Origin of the sequence: Pantoea sp. DY-17, from assembly GCF_019795975.1 — a bacterium.
Classification (GTDB): Bacteria; Pseudomonadota; Gammaproteobacteria; order Enterobacterales; family Enterobacteriaceae; genus Pantoea; species Pantoea leporis.
In genome coordinates, this window is record NZ_JAIMIG010000001.1 from 312,304 (window position 1) to 326,411 (window position 14,108).

At 52.9% G+C, this 14,108-nt stretch carries 9 protein-coding genes and 7 tRNA genes; 3 read left to right on the forward strand and 13 right to left on the reverse strand.

The window, feature by feature from the left end; all coding sequences use genetic code 11:
• Positions 1 to 40: 40 nt before the first annotated feature.
• Complete coding sequence (gene miaB / locus K5Y33_RS01520; protein WP_101763242.1) at positions 41 to 1,465, reverse strand: tRNA (N6-isopentenyl adenosine(37)-C2)-methylthiotransferase MiaB; 1,425 nt, start codon at positions 1,463 to 1,465, stop codon at positions 41 to 43.
• 169 nt (positions 1,466 to 1,634) lie between these two features.
• Between miaB and ubiF the strand changes: the two genes are divergently transcribed.
• Entirely contained in the window at positions 1,635 to 2,807 is a 1,173-nt protein-coding gene (gene ubiF / locus K5Y33_RS01525) for a 3-demethoxyubiquinol 3-hydroxylase (protein WP_222233134.1), read from the forward strand.
• 103 nt (positions 2,808 to 2,910) lie between these two features.
• Here the strand turns inward: ubiF and K5Y33_RS01530 are convergent.
• The 12 genes from K5Y33_RS01530 to nagB all read right to left on the reverse strand — a co-directional run bounded on the left by K5Y33_RS01530 (position 2,911) and on the right by nagB (position 9,804).
• Positions 2,911 to 2,985, reverse strand: a tRNA-Gln gene (locus K5Y33_RS01530).
• A 28-nt stretch (positions 2,986 to 3,013) separates the two neighbouring features.
• Positions 3,014 to 3,088 (reverse strand) — tRNA-Gln (locus tag K5Y33_RS01535).
• Positions 3,089 to 3,094: 6 nt separating this feature from the next.
• Positions 3,095 to 3,171: transfer RNA gene (locus K5Y33_RS01540), tRNA-Met, on the reverse strand.
• 26 nt (positions 3,172 to 3,197) lie between these two features.
• A tRNA-Gln gene (locus K5Y33_RS01545) sits at positions 3,198 to 3,272 on the reverse strand.
• Positions 3,273 to 3,306: 34 nt separating this feature from the next.
• Positions 3,307 to 3,381 (reverse strand) — tRNA-Gln (locus K5Y33_RS01550).
• A 21-nt stretch (positions 3,382 to 3,402) separates the two neighbouring features.
• A tRNA-Leu gene (locus K5Y33_RS01555) sits at positions 3,403 to 3,487 on the reverse strand.
• A gap of 7 nt (positions 3,488 to 3,494) precedes the next feature.
• Positions 3,495 to 3,571 (reverse strand) — tRNA-Met (locus tag K5Y33_RS01560).
• A 215-nt stretch (positions 3,572 to 3,786) separates the two neighbouring features.
• Positions 3,787 to 5,454, reverse strand: a complete 1,668-nt coding sequence (gene asnB, locus K5Y33_RS01565) for an asparagine synthase B (protein WP_008107047.1) — start codon at positions 5,452 to 5,454, stop codon at positions 3,787 to 3,789.
• A 317-nt stretch (positions 5,455 to 5,771) separates the two neighbouring features.
• Positions 5,772 to 6,524, reverse strand: coding sequence for an HAD-IIA family hydrolase (locus tag K5Y33_RS01570; protein ID WP_192236634.1), 753 nt, complete (start codon positions 6,522 to 6,524; stop codon positions 5,772 to 5,774).
• A gap of 41 nt (positions 6,525 to 6,565) precedes the next feature.
• Positions 6,566 to 7,786: an N-acetylglucosamine repressor gene (locus K5Y33_RS01575; RefSeq protein ID WP_137385370.1), complete on the reverse strand. Its 1,221-nt coding sequence runs from the start codon at positions 7,784 to 7,786 to the stop codon at positions 6,566 to 6,568.
• A gap of 7 nt (positions 7,787 to 7,793) precedes the next feature.
• Positions 7,794 to 8,942: an N-acetylglucosamine-6-phosphate deacetylase gene (nagA, locus tag K5Y33_RS01580; RefSeq protein WP_222233135.1), complete on the reverse strand. Its 1,149-nt coding sequence runs from the start codon at positions 8,940 to 8,942 to the stop codon at positions 7,794 to 7,796.
• A 61-nt stretch (positions 8,943 to 9,003) separates the two neighbouring features.
• Positions 9,004 to 9,804, reverse strand: a complete 801-nt coding sequence (gene nagB, locus K5Y33_RS01585) for a glucosamine-6-phosphate deaminase (RefSeq protein WP_110865725.1) — start codon at positions 9,802 to 9,804, stop codon at positions 9,004 to 9,006.
• A gap of 342 nt (positions 9,805 to 10,146) precedes the next feature.
• Between nagB and nagE the strand changes: the two genes are divergently transcribed.
• Positions 10,147 to 12,174 carry an N-acetylglucosamine-specific PTS transporter subunit IIBC gene (gene nagE / locus K5Y33_RS01590; RefSeq protein WP_222233839.1) on the forward strand — a complete coding sequence of 676 codons (2,028 nt, stop codon included), beginning with the start codon at positions 10,147 to 10,149 and terminating at the stop codon, positions 12,172 to 12,174.
• 152 nt (positions 12,175 to 12,326) lie between these two features.
• A complete protein-coding gene (glnS, locus tag K5Y33_RS01595) occupies positions 12,327 to 13,994 on the forward strand; it encodes a glutamine--tRNA ligase (RefSeq protein ID WP_101763236.1) in 1,668 nt (555 codons plus the stop codon).
• The last annotated feature ends 114 nt before the right edge of the window (positions 13,995 to 14,108 follow it).

Genomic DNA, 14,108 nt, shown 5'->3' on the forward strand with positions numbered 1-14,108 from the left:
GCGACAGCGCTTTGTGCGCTATCGCTCAACGTTCGAGGTTTCAAGGCTGGAACAGTCCGACGCCGATGTCGTTCTCTTTGCGGGTACGCGCAATCACTGACGCCGGGCTTTCGGCCACACGGAGCGCCATTTGATCTTCGGTGCGCACCAGCACGCCGCGCAGGGAGCTGGCATAGACATCAACAATTTCGACATCAACAAACTTACCGATCATTTCAACCGGTGCTTCGAAGTTCACCACGCGGTTATTATCGGTGCGGCCGGTCAGTTCCATCACATTCTTACGCGAAATGCCTTCCACCAGCACGCGCTGCGTGGTGCCCAGCATGCGGCGGCTCCACGCCATCACCTGCTGATTGATGCGGTCCTGCAGGATGAAAAGACGCTGCTTTTTCTCCTCTTCTGTCACATCGTCGGGCAGATCGGCCGCTGGCGTGCCTGGGCGCATGGAGTAGATAAAGCTGAAGCTGACATCGAAATTCACTTCACCGACCAGCTTCATGGTCTGCTCAAAATCCTGCTGCGTTTCGCCGGGGAAACCGATGATGAAATCAGAGCTCAGCTGGATATCCGGACGTGCGGCTTTCAGCTTGCGGATAATCGCTTTGTACTCGAGTGCGGTGTGCGCGCGCTTCATCAGCGTCAGGATGCGATCTGATCCGCTCTGAACCGGCAGATGCAGGAAGCTCGCCAGCTCGGGTGTATCGCGGTAAACCTCGATGATGTCATCGGTAAATTCAATAGGATGGCTGGTGGTGAAGCGAATACGGTCAATGCCGTCGATCGCCGCCACTAAGCGCAGCAACTCAGCAAAGGTGCAGATATCGCCATCAAAGGTGGCGCCGCGATAGGCGTTGACGTTCTGGCCCAGCAGGTTGACTTCACGTACGCCCTGAGCGGCAAGCTGGGCGATTTCCAGCAGAATATCGTCGCTCGGACGGCTGACTTCCTCGCCGCGCGTGTAAGGCACCACGCAGAAAGTACAATATTTGTTGCAGCCTTCCATAATCGACACAAAGGCGGTTGGGCCATCGGCGCGCGGTTCTGGCAGGCGATCAAACTTCTCAATTTCAGGGAAGCTGATGTCAACAACCGGGCTTTTACTGCCGCGCACGGTGTTAATCATCTCCGGCAGACGATGTAAGGTCTGCGGGCCAAAGACGATATCGACGTAACTGGCGCGTTGGCGCAGACGTTCACCTTCTTGTGAGGCCACGCAGCCACCCACGCCGATGATCAGATCGGGATTGCTCGCTTTCAGCTTTTTCCAACGGCCTAACAGAGCAAAAACCTTCTCCTGCGCCTTTTCACGGATGGAGCAGGTGTTGAGCAGCAGAACGTCCGCCTCTTCAGCTTCCTCGGTAAGGGTGTAGCCGTGCGTGCTGTTCAGCAGATCGGCCATCTTCGATGAATCGTATTCATTCATCTGACAGCCCCAGGTTTTGATGTGCAGTTTTTTGGTCATCGAACTAGCCATTGATTCAAGCGAAGTGCAGGGCGCGTATTGTAATGCTTCGACGCTGTTGTTACCAGGCTTCACGCATCTGCATCGCATCGCGCTGCTAATTTCCGGTACACTTTAGCTATCAACGTGATGCTGGAAGGTTTCATGGCAAAAAGAAGGATTAGAGTCGATGCAGGATTCACATTTTGATGTGGTGATCGTGGGCGGTGGCATGGTTGGTGCGGCGCTGGCGTGTGGCCTGGCGCAGCAGCAGTTTCGCGTAGCGGTCATTGAACGGGCAGAACCGGCAAGCTTTGATGCCAGCAGCGAGCCAGATGTGCGTATCTCCGCCATCGGTGCGTCGTCGGTTGCGCTGCTGCAGCAACTGGATGTCTGGCAACGTGTGCAGGCGATGCGCTGTGCGCCCTATCGCCAGCTGGAAACCTGGGAGTGGCAAAACGCGCATGTGAAGTTTGATGCGGCGTCGCTTGGGTTGCCCGAGCTGGGCTTTATGGTGGAAAACAGCGTGCTGCAGCGTGCGCTGTGGGAAAAAATGCAGCAAGAGGGCATCACACTGATCTGCCCGGCGAGCTTGCAGGGTTTGCAGCCGCACAGCGCTGGCTGGCAGGTGCAACTCGATAACGGCCAAACGCTGGATGCGCGTTTAGTGGTCGGCGCAGATGGTGCTAACTCGCGTGTGCGTCAGTTAGCGGGTATTGGCGTGCGCGGCTGGAACTATGCGCAATCCTGCATGCTGATAAGCGTGGAGTGCGAGCAGGAGGCGGGCGATGCCACCTGGCAGCAGTTTACGCCGCAAGGGCCGCGCGCTTTCCTGCCGCTGTTTGATCGTCGTGCTTCGCTGGTGTGGTACGACGCGCCAGCACGAATTCGTCAGCTGCAAAGTTTGCCGCTCCCGCAACTGGAGAAAGAGATTTATGCTCACTTCCCGGCACGCGTTGGCCGTATTCAGGTCAAAACTGCGGCCTCTTTCCCGCTGGTGCGACGTCATGCAACACGTTATGTGATGCCGGGATTGGCGCTGGTGGGGGATGCGGCGCACACCATCAATCCGCTGGCCGGGCAGGGCGTTAATTTGGGCTATCGGGATGTGGATGCGTTGATCACGACGCTGGTCGAGGCGCGCAACCAGGCGGAGCTCTGGTCATCGGATGCTGTGCTGCAGCGTTATCATCGTCAGCGTTACAAAGATAATTTACTGATGCAGGGCGGTATGGATCTGTTCTACTTCGCGTTTAGCAATAAACTGCCGCCGCTGCGTTTTGCGCGAAACCTGGCGCTGATTGCGGCGGAGAATGCCGGCGCGTTGAAACGCAAGGTGCTGCGTTACGCATTAGGTTTGTGATTGTAGGGAGCGTATTGATGCGCTCCTGGTTAAAACTTTGCTCGCCACTTTGCCAAACGCAGAAAACAATAAAGCCCGCATAAGCGGGCTTTATTGTGCAATTTGGCTGGGGTGCAGGGATTCGAACCCCGGAATGCTGGTATCAGAAACCAGTGCCTTACCGCTTGGCGACACCCCAATAGGTGTTTGATCAAATTGTCTTTTTATGGCTGGGGTGCAGGGATTCGAACCCCGGAATGCTGGTATCAGAAACCAGAGCCTTACCGCTTGGCGACACCCCAATAATTTGGTGGCTACGACGGGATTTGAACCTGTGACCCCATCATTATGAGTGATGTGCTCTAACCAGCTGAGCTACGTAGCCTTTGTACTGCTTACTGCGTCCGACGATGGCTGGGATACCTGGATTCGAACCAGGGAATGCCGGTATCAAAAACCGGTGCCTTACCGCTTGGCGATATCCCATTCGTCGACTTTGTATCCACAACATAATCCGGATTGGCTGGGGTACCAGGATTCGAACCTGGGAATGCTGGTATCAAAAACCAGTGCCTTACCGCTTGGCGATACCCCATCCGGCTGCCGAAGACTGAAATGGTGCGGGAGGCGAGACTTGAACTCGCACACCTTGCGGCGCTAGAACCTAAATCTAGTGCGTCTACCAATTTCGCCACTCCCGCAAAAAGATGGTGGCTACGACGGGATTTGAACCTGTGACCCCATCATTATGAGTGATGTGCTCTAACCAGCTGAGCTACGTAGCCATCTTTTTCGCGTAACCTTCATCGGCGTTGCGGGGCGCATTATGCGTATTGAGTCTTGTAGCGTCAACAATTTTTTTGCCGTTTTTCGCCTTAAAACGCCTGTTTGTCTGGCTTGTAACCAGGCTGGTGATTTATTCGGCTAATTTCACAGGCTGTACGATAGATTGCATAAAAAAGGGGCTCGAATGAGCCCCATATCTTGTTGAGTAAAAACCTTATTTATACGCGGACTGATGCACACCAACGGCACGACCAGAAGGGTCATCCATGGATTTAAAGGCTTCATCCCACTCGATCGCTTTAGCCGAAGAACAGGCCACCGACGGACCGCCTGGCACACACTCTGCGGCGCTGGCGATTGGGAACAATTCCTCAAAGATTTCGCGATACAGATACGCTTCTTTCGAGTTCGGCGTGTTGTACGGGAAGCGGAAGTGCGCAGTCGACAGCTGTTGGTCGGTGATTTGCTTCGCCGCCACTTCTTTCAGCGTATCGATCCAGCTGTAGCCCACACCATCAGAGAACTGCTCTTTCTGACGCCACGCCACGCTCTCCGGCAGGTAAGAAGAGAAGCATTCGCGCAGGATGTGTTTTTCCATCTTGCCGTTGCTGCCACAGAGTTTGTCTGCCGGGTTGATGCGCATCGCCACGTCGAGGAATTTCTTGTCGAGGAACGGCACACGCGCTTCCACGCCCCAGGCGGACATCGCTTTGTTGGCGCGAGCACAGTCAAACATGTGCAGAGCCAGCAGTTTACGTACGTTCTCTTCGTGGAATTCTTTGGCGTTTGGCGCCTTATGGAAATAGAGGTAGCCGCCAAAGACTTCATCCGCACCTTCACCGGACAACACCATTTTGATGCCCATCGCTTTGATCTTACGCGACATTAAATACATCGGCGTAGAGGCGCGAATGGTGGTCACATCATACGTTTCGATGTGGTAAATCACGTCACGGATCGCATCCAGGCCTTCCTGCACGGTGAAATGGATTTCGTGGTGCACGGTACCGAGGTGTTCTGCGACTGATTTCGCTGCTTTCAGGTCTGGAGAACCTTCCAGGCCAACCGCGAAGGAGTGCAGCTGCGGCCACCATGCATCGCTCTTATCCGCATCTTCAACACGTTTCGCAGCAAAGCGTTTGGTCACGGCAGAGATGATGGATGAGTCCAGGCCGCCAGACAGCAGAACGCCGTAAGGCACGTCAGACATCAGGTGACTTTTTACTGACTCTTCCAGCGCATGTTTCAGCTCGGCGGCATCCGTGGTGTTGTGCTCAACAGCGGAATATTCCATCCAGTCACGCTGCCAGTAACGACGGATTTCACCATCGGCGCTCGACATGTAGCTTCCCGGCGGGAATTCTTTGATGCTGCGGCACACCGGCACCAGCGCTTTCATCTCGGAAGCGACATACAGGTTGCCGTGCTCGTCGTTGCCCATATACAGCGGGATAATGCCGATATGGTCGCGACCAATCAGATATTGTTGCTTCACGCTGTCCCACAGAATGAAGGCGAACATGCCTTGCAGCTCGTCGAGGAAATCGACGCCTTTTTCCTGATACAGCGCGAGGATCACTTCACAGTCAGAACCGGTCTGGAAAGCGTAACGATCGCTCAACTCAGCACGCAGCGCCTGATGGTTGTAAATTTCGCCGTTAACAGCCAGTACGTGGGTGTGGTCAGCGTTATACAGCGGCTGTGCGCCGTTGTTAACGTCAACAATCGACAGACGCTCATGCACCAGAATGGCTTTATCATCCGCATAAACACCTGACCAATCCGGGCCGCGGTGACGCATCAGACGAGAAGATTCCAGCGCTTTCTTGCGCAGCTCAATAGGATCGCTTTTCAGATCCAGCACACCAAAAATTGAACACATAACTGACTCCTGATCTCACCTTGTGGCGAAGTTATTTCTACGTTTGTCCGGCAGCCTTGGCTGCGTGATGTATAAGAAAATGCGCTAAATGGCGGTGTTAGTGCAAGCAAAATTGCGATTCTTTGATAAAAAGAATGTTGATGGGCAAATAATATTGAATATTATTCAATTATTACGTGTTTATTTTAGATGTCATCTAATGAAACTGCATTATCGTTCGTTTTATAGGCATAAGGCGAGCGGTAAAGAAAGGCATAACCACAGAAAAAACAAAAGCCCTGCATAAGCAGGGCCATAAGAAGGGGTGATGGCTGGAATCAGAACAGGTCGATATCGGCGACCGATGGGTAAATCCAATCCGGGCGGAAAGGCATCGCATCTATATCACTCAGTGTGGAAACGCCAGACAGCACCAGAATGGTTTCCAGACCCGCCTGGAAGCCTGCCAGAATGTCTGTCCGCAGGTTATCGCCCACAATAACCGTCTCTTCCGAATGCGCATGCATTTTGTTTAACGCCGCGCGCATGATATACGGACTCGGTTTGCCGACGTAAAATGGTTTACGACCGGAGATGGTTTCGATACCGGCGCAGAGTGCTCCGCAGGCAGGAACAAAGCCGCGTGCATGTGTATCGGGATTAGTGGCGATAAAGCGGGCGCCATTGGCCACGAAGAAAGCGGCTTTGTGCATCATTTCCCAATTGAAGGAGCGGGTTTCGCCGACGATAACGAAATCTGGATTAACGTCGGTGATGGTGAAGCCAGCTTTATACAGCTCATGAATCAGCGCACCTTCGCCAATTACGTAGGCTTTTTTCCCTTCCTGACGGCGCAGGAAATCGGCGGTGGCCATCGCCGAGGTGTAAAACACCGAATCCGGTACGTCAATGCCGGCGTTGGCAAAGCGGTTCGCCAGATCCAGCGCGGTTTGCGAAGGATAGTTGGTCAACACCACCAACGGCATATCCTTCGCCAGAATGCGCTGCAGAAATTCTTTCGCGCCGGGAACGGCGGTATTGTCATGCATCAACACGCCGTCGATGTCACAGATTACGCTTTTAATCGTCATAGATTGCATCCGGTCGGGCCTGCTTGACAGCAGGCTGGTGATTACTCTTCCAGCAGATGTTGCAGCAAAATGCCATTCAGCATTGCGCGTTTTGCCAACGCAAAGGCGCCAATCGCCGAGCGATGATCGAGCTCGGAACGCACCACCGGCAGATTTTTACGGAAGGCAGGCAGCGTCTGCGTATTGATACACCCTTCAATGGCAGGAAACAGCACTTTATCGGCTTCAGTGATTTCACCGGCCAACACCACTTTTTGCGGATTGAACAAGTTGATGGCGATAGCAATCGCCTTGCCTAAATAGCGGCCGACATATTCAATCACTTCGCACGCCAGCGCGTCGCCATGATTAGCGGCGCGACAAATCTGCGGCATCAGGCAATCATTCAAGGTTAATGAGCTGGGATAGCCTTGATTCAGCAAGTGACGCACACGGTTTTCAATCGCTCCATTAGCCGCAATGGTTTCCAGGCAGCCAAAGTTACCGCAGTGGCAGCGTTCACCCAGCGGATCAACCTGAATATGGCCAATCTCGCCCACGTTGCCGTTACTGCCGAGGAAAATGTGGCCGTTGGCGATGATTCCGGCACCGGTGCCGCGATGCAAACGCACCAGAATGGAGTCTGCGCAATCGCGACTTGCACCGAAGTAGTGCTCGGCCAGCGCCAGGCTACGGATGTCATGACCAACAAAGCTGGTGACGTTGAAGCGTTTTTTCAGGCTGGAAACCAGCGGCCAATGACTTACCGCGATGTGCGGCATGTAGCGAATGATGCCGTTAATGGGATCGACCAATCCGGGCAGAATCACCGAGATAGCAATCAGTTCATGAATCTTACGCTGATGCGCGGCCATAAAGGCGCTGATGGCATTGAACAGCGCGTTCTCCAGCGTTTCCTGCGTGCGCTCGGGCAGCGGATAATCTTCCTGCGCCAGCGATTTCCCGCTCAGATCAAACAGCGTCAACGTCGCGTCATTACGCCCTAAGCGCACGCCGATAGTATGAAAATGACGGGTTTCAGTAATGATGGAGATCGCGCGACGCCCACCGGTGGAGGCTTGTTGCTCCACCTCTTTGATAAGGCCGCGCTCAATGAGCTGGCGGGTAATTTTGGTGACACTGGCGGGCGCAAGCTGACTGTGTTCGGCAATCTGAATGCGCGAAATTGGCCCCTGCTGATCGATTAGCCGATAAACGGCTGCACTATTGAGTTGTTTAACAAGATCAACATTTCCTATTTGAGACTGGCCGCCAGTGGTCATTCAATGCTTACTCGCTGAGGACGTTGTCTCCGTTGACGAACGTCTTAGTGATTTGATAATCGCGGGTAAAGACAGTCAGGTTGGCGACTTTTCCTGCTTCGACCGTGCCTAACTGCTTCTCCACACCCATCGCCTGCGCTGGATAGAGCGTCGCCATACGCAGCGCTTCATCAAGAGCGATACCGCAATGTTCAACGCTGTTCTGCACCGCTTCAATCATGGTCAAGGCAGAACCGCTGAGCGTACCGTTCTCGTCAACGCACAGGCCATCGCGATAGTATATTGTTTTGCCTGCAAAAATAAATTGATCAATCGATGCGCCCGCCGGTGCTGTGGCATCCGTCACTAACACCAGCTTGTCGCCTTTAATGCGTTTTGCATTGCGCACATTAGCGTAATGGACATGTAAACCATCCGCAATGATGCCGCAGTATACATCAGGCGAATCAAACAGCGCACCGATCAGACCTGGCTCACGTCCAGCGAAGGTTGGCATGGCATTGTAGAGATGCGTAGCAAAGCTGACGCCCGCGCTGAAGCCAATTTTTGCTTCTTCATAGGTCGCGTTGGAGTGACCCGCTGACACGATGATGCCGGCATCACGCAGCTGACGAATCACCTCGCTGCCCGTATTTTCAGGTGCCAGCGTGACTTTAGTGATGACGTCGGCATTGGCGCAGAGGAAATCCACCAGCTCGGCATCCGGCAGGCGAATCAATTCAGGATTGTGCGTACCTTTTTTAGCTTTATTCAGCCACGGACCTTCCAGATGCAGGCCGATTGCCTGATTCTGATGCTTGGCCAGGTAAGCGCGCATGGTTTCGACTGCGCGTCTCATCAGCGCATCGGTGCTGGTAATCAGTGTTGGCAAATAGCTGGTGCAGCCTGATTTCTCGTTGGCGCGCTGCATGATCTCCAGCGTTTCAACGCTTAACGCATTGATGTCATCATTGAACTGCACGCCGCCGCAGCCGTTAAGCTGCAAATCAATAAAACCAGGAGCGATAAACGCACCAGCCACATCCTGCTGTGCAATTGCCGCGTCCAGGGCATCACGCGGACACACGCGCTCAATCAGGCCATCTGCAATCACAACTGCATGATTGTCCAGAATTTCATGACCAGTAAAAATCCGGCCGTTCACTAATGCGTACATCGTTTCTCTCTCCCGGCTAAGCCTGCTGCCTGAAAGCAGCAGGTTTTGTTACAACGTGTTTTCACACACCTTTCATATTTTCCGCTTCCATTTCGCGGAAATATTTCACGGTTTTCACTTTCAGTTCCATGGTGGCTGGCTCGTCACATACCACGACAGATTTGGCATGCAGCTGCAGGCAGCTGATGGTCCACATGTGGTTGACGTTACCTTCAACCGCAGCCTGCAGCGCTTGCGCTTTCAAGTGGCCGGTAACCAGAATCATCACTTCTTCAGCATCCAGCAGCGTACCGACACCGACCGTCAGGGCGTATTTCGGCACCTGATCCACATCACCATTAAAGAAGCGTGAGTTTGCAATACGCGTATCGTGCGTCAGGGTTTTGATGCGGGTACGTGAGGAGAGGGAAGAAGCCGGTTCGTTAAAGGCGATGTGACCATCGTTGCCCACGCCGCCCATAAACAGGTTAATTTTGCCGTAAGCGCGGATCTTCTCTTCGTATTGGCGACATTCTGCGTCAATATCTTCGGCATTACCATTCAGAAGATTGATATTTTGCTGTTGAATATCAACATGATCGAAAAAGTTACGGTACATGAAACTGTGGTAACTTTCCGGATGCTCTTTTGGCAGGCCAACGTACTCATCCATGTTGAAGGTGACAACGTGCTTGAAACTAACCTGGCCCGCTTTGTGCATATCGATCAGGTGCTTGTAAGCTTCCAGCGGTGTTCCACCGGTTGGCAGACCCAGCACGAAGGGACGTTCTGCGCTAGGCTTAAACGCATTAATGCGGTTAACAATGTGGCGTGCAGCCCATTTACCCACTTGGGTCGGTGTGGCCAAAGGGATCAGTCTCATGTCTTCACCTCAATTAAGATTGGAAATGTGGAGTTGCCGTTTCTCTGACAGTTTTTGCCCTTAAGCGTAATGCGTTTAAGCGTAGCCACCAGGGATAAGTGCGACTCGATATTTTTTATCATAAAATAAGCTTGTGGTGCTGGCTAGCATTTCGCATTATCAAACCACCATTTTGGTGATTAAAGTCACAGTTGTAGTGGTTTTAATTTGCGAGGCGAATTAATTTATCTTTACACTGCGCCTCGTGGTGAAAAGTGTCATCAAGGTACCGGGCGACGGGATAATAAAATCAACCTTCGCCACGGCAAAACGCCAGTCTCATAGGGGGAGAATAAGGTGAGTATTCTAGGATATCTGCAAAAGGTCGGCCGCGCGCTTATGGTGCCGGTAGCGACTCTGCCGGCAGCGGCAATCTTGATGGGCGTTGGATACTGGATTGATCCAGATAGCTGGGGCGCAGGCAATGCGCTGGCAGCACTGTTGATCAAATCCGGTTCGGCAATCATCGACAATATGCCAGTGCTGTTTGCCATTGGTGTGGCATACGGTATGTCAAAAGATAAAGACGGCGCTGCAGCGTTAACCGGTTTTGTCGGCTTTCTTGTTGTGACCACACTCTGTTCTCCGGCAGCGGTGGCAATGATTCAGAAGATGCCGGTGGAGCAAGTTCCCGCTGCCTTCGGTAAAATTAATAACCAGTTTGTTGGCATTCTTGTCGGGATTCTTTCTGCTGAAGTCTATAACCGCTTTAGTCATGTTGAACTGCCAAAAGCGTTGTCCTTCTTTAGCGGTCGCCGTCTGGTGCCGATCCTTGTATCGTTCCTGATGATCCTGGTTGCGTTCATTCTGATGTATATCTGGCCGATCATTTTCGGTGGACTGGTATGTTTTGGTGAGCATATTCAGAAGCTGGGTTCCGTCGGTGCGGGCATCTACGCCTTCTTTAACCGTCTGCTGATTCCTGTTGGCTTACACCACGCATTGAACTCGGTATTCTGGTTCGATGTTGCCGGTATCAACGATATTCCTAAATTCCTTGGCGGCGCGCAGTCTATCGCTGAAGGTACAGGTATCCCAGGCATCACCGGTCGTTATCAGGCGGGCTTCTTCCCAATCATGATGTTTGGTCTTCCAGGTGCAGCGCTGGCAATTTACCACTGTGCACGCCCGGAAAACCGCGCTAAAGTCGGCGGCATTATGCTGGCGGCGGCCTTTGCCGCCTTCTTTACGGGTATCACTGAACCGCTGGAATTCTCCTTTATGTTCGTGGCGCCGGTGCTGTATGTGATTCACGCGGCACTGACCGGTCTTTCAGTTTTCATCGCCGCGAGCATGCAGTGGATTGCCGGTTTCGGCTTCAGTGCGGGTCTGGTGGATATGGTGCTGTCAACGCGTAACCCGCTGGCGGTGCACTGGTGGATGCTGATCCCACAAGGTCTGGTGTTCTTCGTTATCTACTACGTGGTATTCCGCTTCACCATCCAGAAATTCAACCTGATGACGCCGGGCCGCGAACTCTCTGCGGGCGATGAAACCGATGGTTATGACGTCAATGTCGATAACAGCGGCAACGGTGAAAGCCAAACTGAATCTCTGGCGCGTCGTTATATTGCGGCGGTAGGTGGCTCAGAAAACCTGACCAACATCGATGCCTGTATCACACGTCTACGTCTGAACGTTAAAGATTCCGCGCAGGTTAATGAAGGTGTCGCTAAACGTCTCGGCGCTTCAGGTGTGATTCGTCTGAACAAGCAGAGCGTACAGGTTATTGTCGGTACGCAGGCGGAAAGCATTGCAACAGCAATGAAAACCGTACTGAGCAAAGGTCCAGTTGCGGCATCTGCCGCGGCGTCAACGGCTGCTCCTGCTGCTGCAGTAAAACCGCAGGCGGTGCTGAACAGCGAAAAAGCCGTGATCGCTACGCTGCTGGCGCCAGTAACCGGTGACATAGTTGCGCTGGAAAATGTGCCTGACGAAGCATTCGCCAGCAAGGCAGTCGGTGATGGTCTGGCCATCAAGCCAACCGGCAAAACCGTGGTTGCGCCAACCGCCGGAACCGTGGTGAAGATCTTCAATACCAACCATGCGTTCTGCCTTGAGGCGGAAAACGGCGTCGAGATCGTGGTACATATGGGGCTGGATACAGTAGCGCTGGAAGGCAAAGGCTTCGCGCGTCTGGTTGAAGAGGGCGCAACGGTCACTGCAGGTCAGCCAATCCTGGAAATGGATCTGGACTTCCTCAATGCCAACGCCCGCTCGATGATCAGTCCGGTTGTGGTCAGCAATAGCGATGATTTCGCTGGTCTGAATTTACTGGCAACCGGTTCAGTGGTTGCAGGCGAAACCCCGCTGTACGAGGTTAAAGGCTAAGTCCTTGTGATTGAGCCAGAAGGCAGGAAGCGATTCCTGCCTTTTTTGTTTTAAAACGACCAACAAACGGTTGTTTCCCTCCTGCGCTTTGTGGATCATACTCCGTTACTTCGTGGTACAAATCACCCGTTATAGTTTTTGAGGATTTTGAGATGAGTGAGGCTGAAGCCCGCCCAACGAACTTTATTCGTCAGATCATCGACGAAGATTTGGCGAGCGGTAAGCACAACAGTGTGCATACCCGTTTCCCGCCTGAGCCCAATGGTTATCTGCATATTGGCCATGCGAAATCTATCTGCCTGAACTTTGGTATCGCGCAAGACTATCAAGGTCAGTGCAATCTGCGTTTCGACGACACTAACCCAGTTAAAGAAGATCTGGAGTTTGTCGAATCCATTAAGCGTGACGTGCAATGGCTGGGCTTTGAGTGGAGCGGCAACATTCGTTACTCCTCAGACTACTTCGACCAACTGTTCAACTATGCGGTTGAGCTGATCAACAAAGGTCTGGCTTACGTTGATGAACTTTCGGCGGATGAGATCCGTGAGTATCGCGGTTCACTGACGGCGCCGGGTAAAAACAGCCCATACCGCGATCGCAGCGTGGAAGAAAACCTGGCGCTGTTCCAGAAGATGCGCGATGGCGGTTTCGAAGAGGGCAAAGCCTGTTTGCGTGCCAAAATCGACATGGCGTCCAGCTTTATCGTGATGCGCGATCCGGTGCTGTACCGCATTAAGTTTGCCGATCACCATCAGACCGGCAGCAAGTGGTGCATCTACCCGATGTACGACTTCACTCATTGCATTTCGGATGCGATCGAAGGCATTACGCACTCTCTCTGCACGTTGGAGTTCCAGGATAACCGTCGTCTGTATGATTGGGTGCTGGATAACATCACCATTCCGGTTCATCCGCGTCAGTACGAGTTCTCACGCCTAAATCTGGAATATGCGGTGATGTCGAAGCGTAAACTGACTCAGCTGGTGAGCGAGAAGGTGGTAGAAGGCTGGGACGATCCGCGCATGCTAACCGTTTCGGGTCTGCGTCGTCGTGGTTATAGCGCCGCTTCTATCCGTGAGTTCTGCCGCCGTATTGGTGTGACCAAACAGGACAATATCGTGGAGATGGCTTCACTGGAATCGTGCATTCGTGACGATCTCAATGAAAACGCACCGCGTGCGATGGCGGTAATGGATCCGTTGAAAGTGGTGATCGAGAACCTGCCTGCAGGTCACGATGAGATCATCACTATGCCGAATCATCCGAACAAACCGGAGATGGGCACGCGTGAAGTGCCATTCAGCCGTGAAGTGTGGATCGATCGCGCTGACTTCCGTGAAGAAGCCAACAAGCAGTACAAGCGTTTGGTGCTGGGTAAAGAAGTGCGTCTGCGTAATGCTTACGTGATCCGTGCCGAACGTGTGGCGAAGGATGCTGAAGGCAATATTACCTGCATCTATTGTACTTGCGACGTTGATACGCTGAGCAAAGATCCGGCCGATGGCCGTAAAGTGAAAGGCGTTATCCATTGGGTTTCTGCAATCCACGCGCTGCCAGCGGAATTCCGCCTGTACGATCGTCTGTTCAGTGTGCCAAATCCGGGCGCGGCTGAGGATTTCCTCACCACCATCAACCCAAACTCACTGGAAATCAAACAGGGCTTCGTTGAGCCTGGTTTACGTGCTGCCGATTCGATGGCACCGTACCAGTTCGAACGTGAAGGCTATTTCTGTGCTGATAGCGTCTATTCACAGCCCTCCAGGCTGGTGTTTAACCGCACCGTAGGTTTGCGTGATACCTGGGCAAAAATCGGCGATTAATAGTTTTAGTCGCGAGCACGATAAGATCATGAAAGGGCGAGCAATCGCCCTTTTTTATTATCTCAATTTGGCCAGATACGACCTTTTATGCTGCACGCCTCAATCCGCCTTTAA